The organism is Variovorax endophyticus, from assembly GCF_025376855.1.
Classification (GTDB): domain Bacteria; phylum Pseudomonadota; class Gammaproteobacteria; order Burkholderiales; family Burkholderiaceae_C; genus Variovorax.
The window spans coordinates 259,596-277,043 of the sequence record NZ_JAHUTH010000006.1 but is presented as its reverse complement, the minus strand read 5'-3'; the positions used below and the strand labels follow the sequence as shown (position 1 = coordinate 277,043).

General features: G+C 69.4%; 16 protein-coding genes. 7 read left to right on the top strand and 9 right to left on the bottom strand.

Annotation, left to right across the window (positions count from 1 at the left end):
- The first annotated feature begins 73 nt into the window (after positions 1-73).
- The 4 genes from amaB (at position 74) to KV106_RS10600 (ending at position 5,585) form a co-directional block, all read left to right on the top strand.
- A complete protein-coding gene (amaB, locus tag KV106_RS10615) occupies positions 74-1,609 on the top strand; it encodes an L-piperidine-6-carboxylate dehydrogenase (RefSeq protein ID WP_261210069.1) in 1,536 nt (511 codons plus the stop codon).
- Positions 1,610-1,712: 103 nt separating this feature from the next.
- Positions 1,713-2,630, top strand: coding sequence for an amino acid ABC transporter substrate-binding protein (locus KV106_RS10610; protein WP_057597263.1), 918 nt, complete (start codon positions 1,713-1,715; stop codon positions 2,628-2,630).
- On the top strand, positions 2,627-3,862 hold the full coding sequence (locus KV106_RS10605) for a pyridoxal phosphate-dependent aminotransferase (protein ID WP_261210064.1): 1,236 nt from the start codon (positions 2,627-2,629) through the stop codon (positions 3,860-3,862). Before KV106_RS10610 ends, KV106_RS10605 begins: the two co-directional genes overlap by 4 nt.
- A 43-nt stretch (positions 3,863-3,905) precedes the next feature.
- Entirely contained in the window at positions 3,906-5,585 is a 1,680-nt protein-coding gene (locus KV106_RS10600; RefSeq protein ID WP_261210062.1) for a thiamine pyrophosphate-binding protein, read from the top strand.
- On the opposite strand, the gene KV106_RS10595 is transcribed toward KV106_RS10600, so the two are convergent.
- Together KV106_RS10595 and KV106_RS10590 are read right to left on the bottom strand one after the other, a co-directional pair.
- Entirely contained in the window at positions 5,582-5,896 is a 315-nt protein-coding gene (locus KV106_RS10595; RefSeq protein WP_203203224.1) for a hypothetical protein, read from the bottom strand. The two genes, KV106_RS10600 and KV106_RS10595, sit on opposite strands and share 4 nt — an antisense overlap.
- Before the next feature lie 6 nt (positions 5,897-5,902).
- Complete coding sequence (locus KV106_RS10590) at positions 5,903-7,138, bottom strand: ammonium transporter (RefSeq protein ID WP_261210057.1); 1,236 nt, start codon at positions 7,136-7,138, stop codon at positions 5,903-5,905.
- A 417-nt stretch (positions 7,139-7,555) separates the two neighbouring features.
- On the opposite strand from KV106_RS10590, the gene KV106_RS10585 reads away from it, so the two are divergent.
- Positions 7,556-8,314 carry a sulfite exporter TauE/SafE family protein gene (locus tag KV106_RS10585; protein WP_057597258.1) on the top strand — a complete coding sequence of 253 codons (759 nt, stop codon included), beginning with the start codon at positions 7,556-7,558 and terminating at the stop codon, positions 8,312-8,314.
- 56 nt (positions 8,315-8,370) lie between these two features.
- On the opposite strand, the gene KV106_RS10580 is transcribed toward KV106_RS10585, so the two are convergent.
- From KV106_RS10580 to KV106_RS10550, 7 genes are all read right to left on the bottom strand, one after another.
- Positions 8,371-9,882, bottom strand: coding sequence for a tripartite tricarboxylate transporter permease (locus tag KV106_RS10580; protein ID WP_261210054.1), 1,512 nt, complete (start codon positions 9,880-9,882; stop codon positions 8,371-8,373).
- Between the two features lie 13 nt (positions 9,883-9,895).
- On the bottom strand, positions 9,896-10,381 hold the full coding sequence (locus KV106_RS10575) for a tripartite tricarboxylate transporter TctB family protein (RefSeq protein ID WP_057593755.1): 486 nt from the start codon (positions 10,379-10,381) through the stop codon (positions 9,896-9,898).
- A gap of 160 nt (positions 10,382-10,541) precedes the next feature.
- A complete protein-coding gene (gene tfpB / locus KV106_RS10570) occupies positions 10,542-12,332 on the bottom strand; it encodes a type IV pilus assembly ATPase TfpB (protein WP_261210050.1) in 1,791 nt (596 codons plus the stop codon).
- Between the two features lie 4 nt (positions 12,333-12,336).
- On the bottom strand, positions 12,337-13,116 hold the full coding sequence (locus tag KV106_RS10565) for a class I SAM-dependent methyltransferase (protein WP_057593753.1): 780 nt from the start codon (positions 13,114-13,116) through the stop codon (positions 12,337-12,339).
- A gap of 4 nt (positions 13,117-13,120) precedes the next feature.
- Positions 13,121-13,675 (bottom strand): DNA-deoxyinosine glycosylase, encoded by a 555-nt coding sequence (locus KV106_RS10560; RefSeq protein ID WP_057593752.1) that lies wholly within the window; start codon positions 13,673-13,675, stop codon positions 13,121-13,123.
- Positions 13,676-13,799: 124 nt separating this feature from the next.
- Positions 13,800-14,258 (bottom strand): hypothetical protein, encoded by a 459-nt coding sequence (locus KV106_RS10555; protein ID WP_057593751.1) that lies wholly within the window; start codon positions 14,256-14,258, stop codon positions 13,800-13,802.
- A 154-nt stretch (positions 14,259-14,412) separates the two neighbouring features.
- Positions 14,413-15,273, bottom strand: coding sequence for a TatD family hydrolase (locus KV106_RS10550; RefSeq protein ID WP_261210042.1), 861 nt, complete (start codon positions 15,271-15,273; stop codon positions 14,413-14,415).
- Between the two features lie 113 nt (positions 15,274-15,386).
- Between KV106_RS10550 and KV106_RS10545 the strand changes: the two genes are divergently transcribed.
- Both KV106_RS10545 and KV106_RS10540 read left to right on the top strand, forming a co-directional pair.
- Positions 15,387-16,373 carry a S1C family serine protease gene (locus KV106_RS10545; protein WP_057593749.1) on the top strand — a complete coding sequence of 329 codons (987 nt, stop codon included), beginning with the start codon at positions 15,387-15,389 and terminating at the stop codon, positions 16,371-16,373.
- Positions 16,374-16,416: 43 nt separating this feature from the next.
- Positions 16,417-17,436 carry an AAA family ATPase gene (locus KV106_RS10540; RefSeq protein ID WP_057593748.1) on the top strand — a complete coding sequence of 340 codons (1,020 nt, stop codon included), beginning with the start codon at positions 16,417-16,419 and terminating at the stop codon, positions 17,434-17,436.
- Positions 17,437-17,448 lie beyond the last annotated feature (12 nt).

Here is a 17,448-nt window from a genome sequence, read left to right as displayed (position 1 = left end):
GCAGATATTGGCGCGGTTCGCCGACCCCTTCGCTTCCCTCTTCCCTTTCTTTCGCGCCTCCCGCGCAGCGCCCATGTCCGAATCCCAAACCTCCCTGCCCTCCGAAGTCGAACAACTGCTCCAGCGCCTGGGCGTGCCGCGCGAGTCCCACGTCGGCGGCGAGCTGACGGTGCGCTCGCCGCTCACGGGCGAGGTGATCGCGCAGGTCGCGCAGACCACGCCGGCCGCGGCCACCGAGACCATCGCGCGCGCGCATGCGGCCTTCAAGGCCTGGCGCGCGGTGCCGGCGCCGCGGCGCGGCGAACTGGTGCGGCTGCTCGGCGAGGAACTGCGCGCGGCCAAGCGCGACCTCGGCCGGCTGGTCACGCTCGAGGCCGGCAAGGTCCCGTCCGAGGGCGCGGGCGAGGTGCAGGAAATGATCGACATCTGCGACTTCGCGGTCGGGCTCTCGCGCCAGCTCTACGGTCTCACGCTGGCCACCGAGCGCGCCGAGCACCGGATGATGGAAACCTGGCATCCACTGGGCGTGTGCGGCGTGATCTCGGCCTTCAACTTCCCGGTCGCGGTGTGGTCGTGGAACGCGGCGCTGGCGCTGGTGTGCGGCGACCCGGTGGTGTGGAAGCCGTCGGAGAAGACGCCGCTGACCGCGCTCGCGGTGCATGCGATCGCCGCGCGCGCCATCGAGCGCTTCGGCGCCGACGCACCCGAGGGCCTGCTCGGCCTGCTGCTGGGCCAGCGCGACATCGGCGAGCTGCTGGTCGACGACCACCGCGTGGCGGTGCTGTCGGCCACCGGCTCCACCGCGATGGGCCGCCAGGTCGGTCCCAAGCTCGCGGCCCGTTTCGCGCGCGCCATCCTCGAACTCGGCGGCAACAACGCGGCCATCGTCACGCCTTCGGCCGACCTCGACCTCACCCTGCGCGCGATCGCCTTCGCGGCCATGGGCACGGCGGGCCAGCGCTGCACCACGCTGCGCCGGCTGTTCGTGCACGAGAGCGTGTACGACAAGCTGGTGCCGCGCCTCGTCAAGGTGTATGGCGGCGTGAAGGTCGGCGATCCGCGCGAGGCCGGCACGCTGGTCGGTCCGCTGATCGACCGCGCGGCCTTCGAGGGCATGCAGAAGGCGCTCGATGAGAGCCGCGATGCAGGCGCGATCGTGCATGGCGGCGGCCGCGTCGAGGGCATCGGCGGTGCCGAGGCCTACTACGCGCGCCCGGCGCTGGTCGAACTGAAGGCGCATGCCGGCGCGGTGCTGCGCGAGACCTTCGCGCCGATCCTCTACGTGCTGCGCTATGCCTCGCTCGACGAGGCGATCGAGCAGCACAACGCGGTGGGCGCGGGCCTGTCGTCGTCGATCTTCACGCTCGACATGCGCGAGGCCGAGCGCTTCCTCTCGTGCGCCGGTTCCGACTGCGGCATCGCCAACGTCAACATCGGCCCGAGCGGCGCCGAGATCGGCGGTGCCTTCGGCGGCGAGAAGGAAACCGGCGGCGGCCGCGAGGCCGGCTCCGACAGCTGGAAGGCCTACATGCGCCGCGCGACGAACACCATCAACTACTCGACGGCACTGCCCCTGGCGCAAGGCGTGACCTTCGACATCGGCGACTGATTTTCTGACGGCATACCGGCCGCGGCGGCGCATGAGCGTCGCCGCGGAGCGGATGCCTGCGCGCTTGCCTGACCATCCACCACAACGACGAGGAGACGACGACATGAACTTCATTCCATCCCTGCACCCGCTCAAGGCCGCGGCCGCCACGCTGCTGCTGGCCCTGGCCGCCACGGCCGGCGCGCAGCAACCGGCGCCCGCGGGCACGCTCGAGAAGATCGCCGCCAGCGGCAAGGCGGTGCTGGGCGTGCGCGAGGCCTCGCCGCCCATGGCCTACATGCTGGGCGCGGGCGAGAAGTACGTGGGTTACCACGTGGAGCTGTGCGAGCGCGTGCTCAAAGACATCGTGCCGGCCGCGAAGCTCGAGTACATGGCGGTCACGGCGCAGAACACCATCCCGCTGGTGCAGAACGGCACGCTCGACATCGGCTGCGGCCCCACCACCAACAACCTCGCGCGCCAGCAGCAGGTGGCCTTCGCGCTCACCACCTACGTGAGCGAGGTGCGCATGGCCACGCGCGTCGACTCGGGCATCACCACGCTCGACCAGCTCGCGGGCCGCACCGTGTCGGCCTCCACCGGTACGACGGCGGTGCAGCTGCTGCGCAAGCGCGAGCGCAGCAACAACGTGAGCATCAACACCATGCTCGGCAAGGACCACCTCGAGAGCTTCCTGCTGATGGAGTCCGGCCGTGCCGATGCCTTCGTGCTCGACGACAACCTGCTGGCCGGGATCATCGCGAACTCGAAGAACCCGACGGCCTACCGCATCGTCGGCGAGCCGCTGGGCTCGGAGCCGATCGCGCTGCTGTTCCGCAAGGACGACCCGGCCTTCAAGGCCGCGGTCGACGGCGCGCTGCGCCGCCTCATGAAGAGCGGCGAGCTCGAGCGCCTCTACACCAAGTGGTTCGTGGCGCCGATCCCGCCGAAAAACACCAGCCTGAACCTGCCGATGAGCGCGATGCTCAAGCAGCTGGTGCTCGAGCCCAACGACAAGCCGCTGGAGAGCTACGCCAAGTGAGTCCCGCTGCCGCCGTCTCTTCTTCCTCGGACTTCGTGCCGGCGCAGCGCGTGCGCGCGCTCGGCGTGTCGGAGATCCTGCGCATCACCGACCATGCCAATGCGCTCAAACGCGCGGGCCGCCCGGTGATCGTGCTGGGCGCGGGCGAGCCCGACTTCGACACGCCCGACAACGTGCGCGAGGCCGCGGTGCGCGCCATCGGGCGCGGCGACACGCGCTACACGGTGCTCGACGGCAGCCCGGCGATGAAGGCGGCGGTGCAGCTCAAGTTCAGGCGCGACAACGCGCTGGACTTCGGCCTCGACGAGATCAGCGTGAGCGCGGGCGCCAAGCAGGTGATCTTCAACGCGCTGATGGCGAGCCTGGATCCGGGCGACGAGGTGATCCTGCCCGCGCCCTACTGGACCTCGTACGCCGACATCGTGCGCATCTGCGGCGGCGTGCCGGTCGGCGTGCCCTGCGGCGACGCGCAGGGCTTCCGGCTCGAGGCCGCGCAGCTCGAGGCGGCGATCACGCCGCGCACGCGCTGGTTGTTCCTGAACTCGCCCTCGAACCCGAGCGGCGCGGCCTACGGCGCCGATCAATTGAAGCCGCTGTGCGAGGTGCTGCTGCGGCATCCGCGTGTGTGGGTGCTGGCCGACGACATCTACGAGCACATCCTCTACGACGGCTTGGCCTTCGCCACGCCGGCGGCGGTGGAGCCGCGGTTGCGCGAGCGCACCTTGACGATCAACGGCGTGTCGAAGGCCTATGCGATGACCGGCTGGCGCGTGGGCTACGGCGCCGGGCCGCGCGCGCTGATCGCGGCGATGGCCGTGGTGCAGAGCCAGACCACCTCGTGCCCCTCGTCGGTGAGCCAGGCCGCGGCGATCGAGGCGCTGACCGGGCCGCAGCAGATCGTGGCCGAGCGGCGCGACGACTTCCAGCGCCGGCGCGACTTCGTGGTGGCCGCGCTGAACCGCATCGACGGCCTGCACTGCCCGCGGCCCGAGGGCGCGTTCTATACCTTCGCGCGCTGCCAGGGCCTGCTGGGCCGGCGCACGCGCCATGGCGCGCTGCTGGCCAGCGACGCGGACTTCTGCCGCTACCTGCTCGAGGACTTCGAGGTGGCGGTGGTGCCGGGCAGCGTGTTCGGGCTCGCGCCCTATTTCCGCATCTCGTACGCGACCTCGATGGCGCAGCTCGAGGAGGCCTGCGCGCGCATCGCGGCGGCCTGCGCGGCGCTCGAATGAATCCGTCCTTCCTTCTTCTTCTCCCTCGCATCGGAGCCCTCTCGTGACCCCCACCTCCCGCACCGGCGGCCAGCTCCTGGTCGACCAGCTCGTCCTGCACGGCGTCGAGCAGCTGTTCTGCGTTCCCGGCGAAAGCTTCCTCGCGGTGCTCGATGCGCTGCATGACGCCTCGATCGCCGTCACCGTCTGCCGCCAGGAAGGCGGCGCCACCATGATGGCCGAGGCCCAGGGCAAGCTCACCGGCCGGCCCGGCGTCTGCTTCGTCACGCGCGGACCGGGCGCGACCAATGCCTCGGCCGGCGTGCACATCGCGCACCAGGACTCGACGCCGCTGCTGCTGTTCGTGGGCCAGGTGGCGCGCGAGGCACTGGGGCGCGAGGCCTTCCAGGAGCTCGACTACGGTGCGGTGTTCGGCACCATGGCCAAGTGGGTGGTGCAGATCGACGACCCCGCGCGCGTGCCCGAGCTGGTGTCGCGCGCCTTCCACGTGGCGACCTCGGGCCGGCCCGGTCCGGTGGTGATCGCGCTGCCCGAGGACATGCTGACCGAGGCCGCCGCGGTGGCCGACGCGCTGCCCTATGCCGTGACCGAGACCCATCCGGGCGCGGCGCAGATCGCCGAGCTCCAGCAGCGCCTCGCGCAGGCCGAGCGGCCGGTGGTGGTGCTCGGCGGCAGCCGCTGGTCGGCCGAGGCCGCGCGGCAGTTCGCGCAGTTCGCCGAGGCCCACTCGCTGCCCGTGTACTGCTCGTTCCGGCGCCAGATGCTGCTGTCGGCCGAGCATCCCTGCTACGCGGGCGACCTGGGGCTGGGCGCCAATCCGCGCATGCTGCAGCGCCTCCGCGAGGCCGACCTGGTGCTGCTGGTCGGCGGCCGGCTGTCGGAGGTGCCGTCGCAGGGCTACGAGCTGCTGGCCATTCCGCAGCCCGCGCAGGCGCTGGTGCACGTGCATGCCGATGCCGACGAACTCGGCAAGCTCTACCGGCCCGCGCTGGGCATCCATGCCACGCCGCGTGCCTTCGCCGAGGCGGTGGCCGGGCTGAAGCCGGCGCGGGCGCCGGCCTGGAAGTCGCGCACTGCCGAGGCGCGCGAGGAGTTCCTGCGCTGGAGCGATCCGGCGCCGATCCGCGTGCCGGGTCCGCTGCAGATGGGCGAGGTGATGCAGCACCTGCGCGAGGTGCTGCCGCACGACACCATCTTCTGCAACGGCGCGGGCAACTTCGCGACCTGGGTGCACCGCTTCTGGCCGTTCCGCGCCTTCGCGAGCCAGCTCGCGCCCACCAGCGGCTCGATGGGCTACGGCCTGCCGGCCGGCGTCGGCGCGAAGCGGCTCTGGCCGCAGCGCGAGGTGGTGGTGTTCGCGGGCGACGGCGACTTCCTGATGCACGGCCAGGAGTTCGCGACCGCGGTGCAGTACGGGCTGCCGATCCTCGTGGTGCTGCTCGACAACGCCATGTACGGCACCATCCGCATGCACCAGGAGCGCCACTACCCGGGCCGCGTCAGCGCCACGCAGCTGAAGAACCCCGACTTCCGCGGCTATGCCGAGGTGTTCGGCGGCCACGGCGAGCGCGTGACGAGCACCGCCGAGTTCGGCCCCGCGCTGGCGCGCGCGCGGGCCAGCGGCAAGCCCGCGATCCTGCACTGCGTGCTCGATCCGGAGGCGATCACGCCGTCGACCACGCTGCAGGCGATCCGCGACACGGCGCTCGCGAAGACGGTCTAACGCAGGCCGCCGATGTACTTTGGCGGCGGCTGCCGCCCGCTGCCATCGGGCAGCCGCGCCGCGGCCTCGAGCCGCGCGGCGCGCGCCAGCGGCTCCATCGCCTGCTCGAGCCGCAGCGCGATGGCCGCGAGCTCGTCGTCGTGGGTCTCGGCCGCATGCGCGCGCGCGAAGCGCACCATCTCGGTGGCGTACTCGGCATTGACGGCCATCCACTCGGTGTCGGTCACGCGGCCGTGCTTGCGGCGCAGGGCCACGTGCAGGCGCGCCGCGAGCGCGATGCGCTCGCTCTCGGACATGACGTGGCCATCCATCGCGGTTCAGCCTCCGATGTGTTCGCGGTGCTGGGCCAGGTCGAGCCCCTGCACCTCGCTGTCGGGATCGACGCGCAGCCCCACCAGCACGCGCACCAGGAACAGCACGATCGCGGTGCCGGCCGCGCTGTAGACCGCCACGCCGCCGACCGCGATCGCCTGCGTCAGCACGTTGCCGCTGGCGCCAGAGATGGCCTTGTCGGCGAACACGCCCGTGAGCAGCGCGCCCACGATGCCGCCGATGCCGTGCACGCCGAACACGTCGAGCGAATCGTCCGCGCCCAGCAGGCGCTTGAGGCCGGTGGCGCCCCAGTAGCAGGCCAGGCCGGCGATGGCGCCGATGGCCAGCGCCGAGGGCGGCGTGACGAAGCCCGCGGCCGGCGTGATCGCCACCAGCCCCGCGACCAGGCCCGAGCACAGGCCCAGCAGCGAGGGGCTGCGGCGCACCGTCCACTCGGCGATCATCCAGCTCGCCGCGCCCGCGGCGGCCGCCACGTGCGTGACCAGCATCGCGAGGCCCGCGCGCCCGTCGGCCGCCACCGCCGAGCCCGCATTGAAGCCGAACCAGCCCACCCACAGCAGGCTGGCGCCGGCCATGGTGAAGGCCAGGTTGTAGGGCTCGAAGGGCTCGCGGCCGTAGCCGCGGCGCGGGCCCAGCGCATAGGCGCAGACCAGTCCCGCCACGCCCGCATTGACGTGCACCACCGAGCCGCCCGCGAAGTCGAGCGCGCCCATCTGCGTGAGCCAGCCGCCGGGCTCCCAGACCCAGTGCGCGATCGGTGCGTAGACCAGCACGCTCCACAGCAGCGCGAACCACAGCACCGCCGAGAAGCGCATGCGCTCGACGAAGGCGCCGAGCACCAGCGCGGTGGTGATGATCGCGAAGCTCAGCTGGAACATCGCGTAGACCGTTTCGGGCACGTTGGGCGCCACGTGGCTCACGGCCAGCGTGCCGGCGTCCTTCAGGTAGTCGAAGCCCGCGAACCAGAAGCGCCCGGTGCCGCCGAGCCAGGGCCAGCCGGGCGTGAAGGCCAGCGAGTAGCCGAGCGCGAACCAGGTCAGCGACACCACCGCGGCGATGGCGACCACGCAGGCCATGGTGGCGAGCACGTTCTTGCGCCGCACCATGCCGGCATAGAAGAGCGCGATGCCCGGCAGCGTCATCAGCAGCACCAGCACCGTGGAGGTCATCATCCACGCGGTGTCCGCGGCGCTGATGGAGGCTTGCGGTACCAGGGCCATGGGGGCGGTCTCTTCTTGGAGTGGTGGTCCCGGGCTCTGTGCACAAGTCGTGCCACATCGTTAACTGCGTGAAACACTTTGGTTTGCTACGCCGTGCGCGAAAGTAAGGCAAAGCGGGTAATTCCCAATGCACTGCGGCGGTGCACCCCCTAAAGTCCAGCCACTCGCGAACGGGCCCTGCTCGTGCTGCCGAGGGCCGAGGAGACAAATTCCCGATCGACAAGAACAATCATCCAAAAGGCTACATCCGAGAGCCGGGTTGAAAAATTCAGAAGCGCCGCTGGTCGGCGCTTTTTTTTGCCTGTCGCTTTCGCATCGGCGCCCCGATTTCTTGCCTTGAAAAGCAGCCGGAGAGTCGGCTGCGTCGCCATTGGTTGCTACTCTTTTGATAGTGATTCCAGTGCGACAATCGCAGCCATGGAAATGTGGCTGATGACCGCGGCCTCGCTGCTCGCGGGGTTCGTGGATGCGATCGTGGGCGGTGGTGGACTGATCCTGGTGCCGGCGCTGTTCGCCGCCTTCCCCGGGGCACCGCCGGCCACGTTGCTGGGCACCAACAAGAGCGCGTCGATCTGGGGCACGGCCGCTTCGGCGGCGCAGTTCAGCCAGCGTGTGCAGATGCGCTGGGGCGCGCTGTGGCCGGCCGCGCTGGCCGGTTTCTGCGGCGCGCTGGCCGGCGCCTGGGGCGTCACCCAGTTCCCGGGCGACTTCCTGCGCCGCGCGCTGCCGGCCATCCTGCTGGCGGTGCTGCTCTACACGCTCGCGCGCAAGGACATGGGGCGTCACCACGCGCCGCGCTTCACCGGCCGCGCCGAGACGCTCGCGGCCTGCAGCATCGGCCTGGGCATCGGCGTCTACGACGGCTTCTTCGGCCCCGGCACGGGCAGCTTCCTGGTGTTCCTGTTCGTGCGCTGGATGGGCTACGACTTCCTCAACGCCTCGGCCTCGGCCAAGGTCATCAACGTGCTCACCAACGGCGCGGCGCTGCTGCTGCTCGCGCTCAAGGGCCATGTCTGGTGGCATTACGGGCTGGCGATGGCGGTCGCCAACGTGGCCGGCAGCCTGATCGGCACGCGCGTGGCGCTCAGGCACGGCGCGGGCTTCGTGCGGATCGTGTTCATGGTCGTGGTGAGCGCGCTGATCCTCAAGACCGCGTACGACGCCTTCCTCAAATAGAAAAGGCCCCGGGGCGAACACCGGGGCCTTTGCTCAGTCGAACGGCGCGGTGGCGCTCAATCCTCGACGAAGGCTTCCTCGCGCTTCGATTTCACGGCCGGCAGCAGCACGATGCCCAGCAGCAGCGCCGCGGCCACCAGCAGGCCCGCCGACAGCGGCCGCGTGACGAACACGCTCCAGGCGCCGCGCGACAGCAGCAGCGCGCGCCGCAGGTTCTCTTCCATCATCGGGCCGAGGATGAAGCCCAAAAGCAGCGGGGCCGGCTCGGTGCGCAGCTTGAGGAACAGGTAGCCCACGAAGCCGAAGATCGCGACCATCCAGACGTCGAAGGTGTTGTTGTTGGTCGAGTACACGCCGATGGCGCAGAACAGCACGATCGCCGGGAACAGGAACTTGTAGGGCACCGTCAAGAGCTTGATCCACATGCCGATCAGCGGCAGGTTCAGGATGATCAGCATCGCGTTGCCGATCCACATCGAGGCGATCAGGCCCCAGAACAGCTCGGGGTTGCTGGTCATCACCTGCGGGCCGGGCTGGATGTTGTGGATCGTCATCGCGCCCACCATCAGCGCCATCACGGCGTTGGGCGGGATGCCCAGCGTCAAGAGCGGAATGAAGGAGGTCTGCGCGCCGGCGTTGTTGGCCGACTCGGGCGAGGCCACGCCGCGGATGTTGCCCTTGCCGAAGGGCACTTCGCCCGGACGCATCTTGATCTTCTTCTCGAGCGCATAGGCCGCGAAGGCCGCCAGCAGCGCACCGCCGCCGGGCAGGATGCCCAGGGCCGAGCCCAGGGCCGTGCCGCGCAGCACCGCGGGCACCATGCGCTTGAAGTCTTCCTTGGTCGGGAACAGGCCCTTCACCTTGGCGGTGAACACTTCGCGCTCTTCGTCGGGACGCGAGAGGTTCGCGATGATTTCGCCGTAGCCGAACACGCCCATGGCGATGGCCACGAAGCCGATGCCGTCGGTCAGTTCGGGGATGTCGAAGCTGAAGCGCGCCACGCCCGAGTTCACGTCGGTGCCCACCAGGCCCAGCAGCAGGCCCAGCACGATCATCGCGATGGCCTTGAGCAGCGAGCCCGAAGCCAGCACCACGGCGCCGATCAGGCCCAGGATCATCAGCGAGAAGTACTCGGCCGGGCCGAACTTGAAGGCCAGCTCGGTCAGCGGCGGCGCGAAGGCGGCCAGGATCAGCGTGCCCACGCAGCCCGCGAAGAACGAGCCCAGGCCCGCCGCGGCAAGCGCCGGCCCCGCCCGGCCCTTGCGCGCCATCTGGTAGCCGTCGATCACTGTCACCACCGAGGATGACTCCCCTGGCAGGTTCACGAGAATCGCGGTGGTGGAGCCGCCGTACTGCGCGCCGTAGTAGATGCCGGCCAGCATGATCAGGGCCGACACCGGGGGCAGCGCGTAGGTCGCGGGCAGCAGCATCGCGATGGTCGCGACGGGGCCGATGCCGGGCAGCACGCCGATCAGCGTGCCCAGGATACAGCCGACCAGGCAGTACAGCAGGTTCGTGAAGGTGAACGCGACGCCGAAGCCGGTCGAGAGATTTTGAAAGAGTTCCATGGTGCTTGCGTCCTCAGCCGATGAAGGTCGGCCAGACCTGGATCTGGAGCTTGAGCGCCCAGATGAATGCCACGTAGCTGCCGACGGCCAGCACGGTGGCCAGGATCAGCACGCTGGGCAGCTTGAACTCGTGGCCCGCGAGACTCGCGATGATCACCAGCGCATAGATCGCGATGATCATCCCCATGGCCGGCAGGCCGATGCTCGGCAGGCCGCCGAGCAGGATGCCGAACATCAGGTTGGCGCCGAGAATCAGCACCACCTGCTTCCAGGCCCACTTGCCGATCTTCTCGCCGTCGGTGGTTTCGACGGTCAGGCCGCTGAACATGATGCCCAGGCCGATCACCGCCATCAGGATGCCGAGCACCAGCGGGAAGTACCCGGGGCCCATGCGAGCGCCTGTGCCCACGCTGTAGTTGGTGGCGCCCCAAGCGAAGGCGACCCCGACCACGGTGAACATCAGGCCCGAGAAAAAGTCTTTCTGACTCTTGATTTTCACGAACAGTCTCCTCGAACAAATTTCGATGCGGGATTGTGGAGTCAGGTGGAAGTCAGCCTCATGTGGGTTCCACCTATCGAGAACTTAGGGATAACCCCGGTGCACGGGGCGCCTCGAATGTAGGTAGTTCGTGTTCGGCGCGAGGCTGCGCCGGGACACATCAAGCGTCGAGCGGCGGGCTCGCGCTCAGCACTTCCTCGATCGTGGTCAGGCCCTCGGCCACGCGCAATGCGCCCGCGAGGCGCAATGGCCGCATGCCGTCGACCACGGCCTGGCGGCGCAGCGCGGCGAGGTTGGGCTCCTTCGTGACCTCGGCGCGGAAGGTCTCGCTGATGCTCAGCAGTTCGTACAGGCCCATGCGGCCCATGTAGCCGGTCATGCGGCAGTCGACGCAGCCCACCGGCTTGTAGGCGCGCACCGAGCCCGTGATCTGCCACGGCTTGACGATGGCCTCGAGCTTCTCGCGCGTGATGCCGTCGTCGGGCTGCTTGCAGTGCGGGCACAGCGTGCGCACCAGCCGCTGCGCGAGCACGCCCAGCATCACCGCATTGATGAGATACGAAGGCACGCCGAGCTCCATCAGCCGCGTGATGGCGCTGGGCGCGTCGTTGGTGTGCAGGGTGCTGAACACGAGGTGGCCGGTCAGCGCGGCCTGCACCGCCATCTCGGCGGTGGCGAGGTCGCGGATCTCTCCCACCATGATGATGTCCGGGTCCTGGCGCATCAGCGCGCGCAGGCCCTCGGTGAAACCGAAATCGAGTTGCGGTTGCACCTGCGTCTGATTGAACGAGGGCTCGATCATCTCGATCGGGTCTTCCACCGTGCTGACGTTGACCTCCTCGGTCGCCACGCGCTTGAGCGTGGAGTACAGCGTGGTGGTCTTGCCCGAGCCGGTCGGGCCGGTCACGAGGATGATGCCGTTGGGCCGCGTGACGAGCTGCTCCCAGCGCTGCGCATCGTGCTGCGCGAAGCCCAGTGCGTCGAGGTCCTTGACCGCGGTGTCGGGGTCGAAGATCCGCATCACCATCTTCTCGCCGAAGGCCGTGGGCAGGGTCGACAGCCGCATCTCGATCTCTTCGCCGCGCATGTTGCGGGTCTTGATGCGGCCGTCGAGCGGGCGGCGCTTCTCGACCACGTCCATGCGGCCCAGCAGCTTGATGCGCGCGACCATCGCGTTCATCACGCCCATCGGCATCTGGTAGGCCGGGTGCAGCACGCCGTCGATGCGAAAGCGGATCACGCCCTGGTCGCGCCGCGGCTCGAGGTGGATGTCGCTCGCGCGCTGGTCGAAGGCGTACTGCCACAGCCAGTCGACCACCTGCACCACGCTCTGGTCGTTGGCGTCGAGCTGCCTGTTGCTCTTGCCGAGTTCGACCAGCTGTTCGAAGCTCGCGCCGCCGGTGTTGCCGCCGGCCTTCTGCGCCGCGCGCACCGATTTCGCGAGCGCGAAGAACTCGGCCGTGTAGCGCTGGATCTCGGCCGGGTTCGCGACCACGCGCCGCACCGTGCGCCGCGACTGGCGCTCGACCTCGGAGATCCAGTCGGTGAGGAAGGGCTCGGCCGTGGCCACCACCACCTCGTTGGGCAGCACCTGCACCGGCAGCACCTTGTGGCGCTCGGCATAGGCCGCGCTCATGGTGTCGGCCACCTTGCCCACGTCGACCTTGAGCGGATCGATGCGCAGATAGGACAGGCCCGCGCGACCCGCGAGCCACTGCGCGAGCGTCTCGAGGTCGAGCGGCTTGCTGTCGCTCTCGCGCGTCATCGCGACATTGGCCAGCCGCACCAGCGGATGCTGGCGGCTCTCGGCCTGGGCGCAGCGCGCGATGGTGCGCTTGGCTTCCATCGGCGAGATCACGCCGTCGGCGGCCAGCCATTCGATCAGGCGACGCAGCTCGAGCGGCCCTTCGGGGCGGGTGGCCGGTGCGGCGGAAGCGGGAACGGCGCTCATGGATTCAGATGGAAAGGACCGGCTTGAAGACCCGCAGCCACTTGGGCGCGGGCAGGCCCCAGCGAGTCTGGATGGTTTGGGCACGCTCGGCAAGCGCCTCGCGCTTGGGCCGGCTGGGCTGGCGCTGCGCGAGCACCACCGTGTTGCCCTCGCGCGTCGGCTTGAAGGCCCAGACCGCGTCGGCGCCGAAGGCGGCCTGGATCTTCTCGAGGCTGCGCTCGTAGCTCGACGAGCGGCCGAAGAGGTTGACCGTCATCGCGCCGTCCTCGGTGAGCAGCGCGCGGCAGTCGGCATAGAAGTCCTCGCTGTCGAGCACCGGCGCCGCGGCCTCGTGGTCGTAGAGATCGACCTGCAGCGCATCGACCGTGCCCTGCCATTCGGGCCGGCGGATCTCCTCGGCCGCGTCGGCGATGACCACGCGCAGCTTGGCGTCGTCGGGCGGCAGCTTGAACCAGCCGCGGCAGGCCGACACCACCTGCGGGTTGAGCTCGACCGCGGTGGTGCGCATGCGCAAGGTCTTGCGGCAGAACTTGGTGAGCGTGGCCGCGCCCAGGCCGAGCTGCATCGCATGGCGGTTGCCGATGCCGGTGCCGTCGACGAACAGCAGCCAGGCCATCATGCGCTGCACGTACTCGAGCTCGATCTCGTAGGGCGCGTCCAGCTTCATCGAGCCCTGGACCCATTCGGTGCCCAGGTGCAGGTAGCGGATGTCGCCCCAGTCGGAGAAGTTGACCTCGGGCAGTTCGGCCGGAAGGCGGGAAGTGGATTGCTTGCGTGCGGCCATCGGGTCAGACCAGTCCGTGGACAGAGAACACCTCGCGCCATGCGGCGAGCTTGCGCTCGAAGCTCCACGACGCATTGGCCGGGCTGGTGGAAGGCAGTTGATGGACCGGCACGCCCAGGGTTCGGGTGTGCCGGGCGTGCTTGAAGCTCTCGCCGCCGTTGTGGGCCACGGCCGCCAGCTTCGGCAGCCGCAGCGCCGCGATGTCGTTGGGCACGGCAGCGCGGATCGCCGAATCGAGGCTGCCCTCGCGCTCGCAGGCCGCATAGACGTCCCACACGCCGAGGCCGTGCTCGATCAGCCAATCACTACGCTTTCGATAGCTATCTACTCCCGTGGGGAGAGGGTCGTGGGGCCACAAGGCTTGCAAGATTTTCCAGAACTGGTTTTGGGGATGCGCATAGTACTGCTGCAGCTCGAGCGATCTCGCGCCCGGGAAGCTGCCGAGGATCAGCAGCACGGTGGCGGGCGAGACGATCGGCGCAAGTCCTGTGAGCAACGGCCCGGGGGTGGCTTCGCGCTCGGTCGGGGCCGGGCTTGCGGGGGGTCTGGATCTGGGCATGGATGCGCATTCTGGCCGCAAGCGATCGGCCGGGACGGTCGTGGCGCGCCCCAAAAGAAAAACCCGCCGCAGCGGGTTTCCATATCGACCGTGCCGGCCCGAGGGCGCGGCGCGTGCCGTCTGCTTACTTCTTGGCGGCTTCGTTCTCGGCCGTGCCCGGGATCTTCTCGCCGATGGCGTGACCCGTGCTGCGCATGCCGTCGGCCGTCTTGTGGCCGGCGTTCTCGACCACTTCACCGGTCTTGGTGGCGGCCTTCTTGGTGGCGTTGGTGGCCTTCTTGGTGGTCTTCTTGGTCGCGTCCCAGGTCTTCTCGGCGCCCGACTCGGTCGCGTTGGCGGCCTTCTTGGTGGTGCGCTTGGTCGCGTCCCAGGCCTTCTCTGCCCCACGCTCGGTCGCGTTCACGGCCTTCTTGGTGGTGTTCTTGGTCGCGTCGTAGGCGTCCTTGCCGGCTTCCTTCACCTTTTCGGTGGTCGTGGGTTCGGCGGTTGCGGGCGCGGTGGTCTGTGCCACGGCGGAGATGCCCACGGCACCGAAGGCCAGTGCGAGCACGACGGGGAGGGTGCGAGCGAAAGTTGCTTTCATGGATGAACTCCTTTTCTTGGATGAAATGCTGGGAGCCGTTGTCGTTCGACATCGGTGACGAAGGTCGCCACCCCTGTCCAACGAAGCTCCACGGTTCAAGGATGACAGCAAATGCAGGCCCGGAAAGCACTTGGCCCCAAGTCAAGGCATTGGCCTACGGCCCGGGTAAGGACCCCTCCGACAGGCCCGGAAGACTTTGGAGCTTCGGCATCGCCTCGATGGCATTGCGCGTGGTTTTTTCGGCCAGTTCATCCACGCCGATGCCGCGCAATCGAGCCACCACGTCGGCGATGCGCGGCAGCTCGCCGGGCTCGTTGCGGCCCTGCGGCTCGCCCGCGTCGCGCTGCGCCTGCGTGCGGTAGAGCCAGTGCGGCTGGATGTCGGGCGCGTCGGTCTCCATCACCAGCGCCTCGATCGGCAAGGTGGCCGCGAGCCGGCGCAGTTGCAGCGCGCGCTCGAAGGTCACGGCGCCGCCGAAGCCCAGCTTGAGCCCGAGCGCGATGCAGGCTTGCGCCTGCTGTTCGCTGCCGTTGAAGGCATGCGCGATGCCGCGCCACGGCTTCCCGCCGGCGGTCTGCCGCAGATGCTTGAGTACCTTGTCGACCGAGCGCCGCACATGGATCAGCACCGGCAGGTCGTGCTTGCGCGCCAATTGCAACTGTGTGTGAAAGAAGTGCTGTTGCTTGTCGTCGTCCAGGTGCTCGACGAAGTAGTCGAGCCCGATCTCGCCGACCGCCACCAGCCGCGGGTCGCCGCGCCGCGCGCCCAGCTCGGCGTCGAGCAGGGCCAGGTCCTCTTCCCTGGCCTCGCCCGTGCACAGCGGATGGATGCCCAGCGCATAGGCGTCGCCCTGGCGCTCTGCCAGCTCACGCACGGTCGCGAAATTGAAGGCGGCCACGGCCGGGATCACGCACAGCGCGACGCCCCGCTCGGCCGCGCGGGCGCGGATCTCGGGCATCTGCGCACCGAATTCGGGCGCGTCGAGGTGGCAGTGGGTGTCGACGAAAAGAGCCATCGCGTCATGATGCCCGAAGGGATGCAAGGCAGAAGAAAGCGTGCTACCGTGCTTTTCATCACGCTCATCGCGTGACACCCACCACGCGACATCCTTTTGCCGGAGGTGCACCCATGCGCAGGCCCGCCATGTACAGCCGCTCGCCACGCACGCCGATCGAGTCCGACGACGGGGCCTCCGGGCAGGCCGCGGCCGATCCCGTGGCGCCGCAGCCCGCCGCCGCGCGCCAGCGCTGGCAACCCGGGCGCCGCAGCTTCGCGCTGCTGAGCCTCGCGCTGTGCGCGGCCCTCGCGGCCGGCGGCGCGGCCTGGTGGCAGCGCGGCAACACGCGCCAGCTCACGCAGAAGGACATCGACGCGGCCGTGCTGCGCACGCTGCAGACCAACACCCTGCCCTCGCCCGCCGCCAAGGCCGCCGACATCGTGCGGCCCTCGGTGGTGCGCGTGGTCGGCTACGGTTCCGAGAAGGCCACGCCCGAGGCGAAGACTCAGAAGCGCGGCCGCAACATGGCCAAGGGCAAGTCGCCCGAGGCGCCGGCCGACGACGGCCCGCCGGGCCAGGTCGAGCGCGGCGTGGGCACCGGCGTGGTGATCGTCGACAAGGGCGTGATCCTCACCAACCTGCACGTGGTCGCGGGCTCCGAGACCATCAAGGTGACCTTCGCCGACGGCCTGGAGGCGCCGGCCGTCATCACCGGCGTGCAGCCCGAGAACGACCTCGCGGTGCTGCAGGCGCAGAAGATCCCCGACGACCTGATCCCCGCCGTGATGCGCTCGACCGCCGACCTGCGCCCCGGCGATCAGGTGGCTGCGGTGGGCTTTCCCTTCGGCATCGGCCCCTCGGTGTCGGCCGGCGTGGTGTCGGGCCTCAAGCGCTCGTTCCGCTCGCCCGAGGGCAAGCAGGAGCTCGGCAACCTGATCCAGTTCGACGCGGCCGCCAACCCCGGCAATTCGGGCGGCCCGCTGGTCAACATGGACGGCGAGGTGCTCGGCATCGTCACCGCCATCCTCAATCCCACGCAGCAGCGCACCTTCATCGGCATCGGCTTCGCGGTGCCGATCGAGAACGCCGCCTCGGCGGCCGGCTCGCCGCCGTTCTGACCCTCCTTCCTCTTCCTTTCATCCGATCCAGAAAGAGCCCCGAATGAGCAGCACCGAGACCTCCTCCTTCGCCACGCCCGCCAGCACCGCCGAGCTGATGGAGCAGATCCTCTACCAGGTGAAGCGCGTGGTGGTGGGCCAGGACCGCTTCCTCGAGCGCGTGATGGTCGCGATGCTCGCGGGCGGCCACCTGCTGGTCGAGGGCGTGCCGGGCCTCGCCAAGACGCTGACCGTGAAGACGCTGGCCGACACCGTGCAAGGCCAGTTCAAGCGCATCCAGTTCACGCCCGACCTGGTGCCCTCCGACCTCGTAGGCACGCGCATCTACAACCAGAAGACCGGCGACTTCAGCACCTCGCTGGGCCCGGTGTTCGCCAACCTGCTGCTGGCCGACGAAATCAACCGCGCGCCGGCCAAGGTGCAGAGCGCGCTGCTCGAGGTGATGCAGGAGCGCCAGGTCACGATCGCGGGCGAGACGCACAAGGTGCCGCGCCCCTTCCTCGTGATGGCGACGCAGAACCCGATCGAGACCGAGGGCACCTATCCGCTGCCCGAGGCGCAGGTCGACCGCTTCATGATGAAGGTGCTGGTCGACTACCCGACCGACGAGGAGGAGTTCGTGATCGTGCAGCGCGTGATCGGCGCGCCGGTCGAGGCCGTGCCGGTCGCCACCACCGAGCAGCTCGCTTCGCTGCAGGCCGAGGCGCGGCGCGTGTACGTCGATCCCTCGCTGATCCAGTACGCGGTGAAGCTGGTCTCGGCCACGCGCACGCCCGACAAGCACGGGCTCAAGGACATGGGCCGCTTCATCACCTTCGGCGCCAGCCCGCGCGCGAGCATCAGCCTGACCGAGGGCGCGCGCGCCCTGGCGCTGCTGCGCGGACGCAGCTATGCGCTGCCCGAGGACATGACGGCGCTGGTGCCCGACGTGCTGCGCCACCGCGTGACGCTGTCCTACGAGGGCCTGTCCGAGGGCCTGACGCCCGACGGCCTGATCGAGAAGATCATGCGGGCGGTGCCCGCGCCGCCGAAGCCGCTCGAGCACGAGAAGCTCGCCGCCTGAAACCGCACCGCA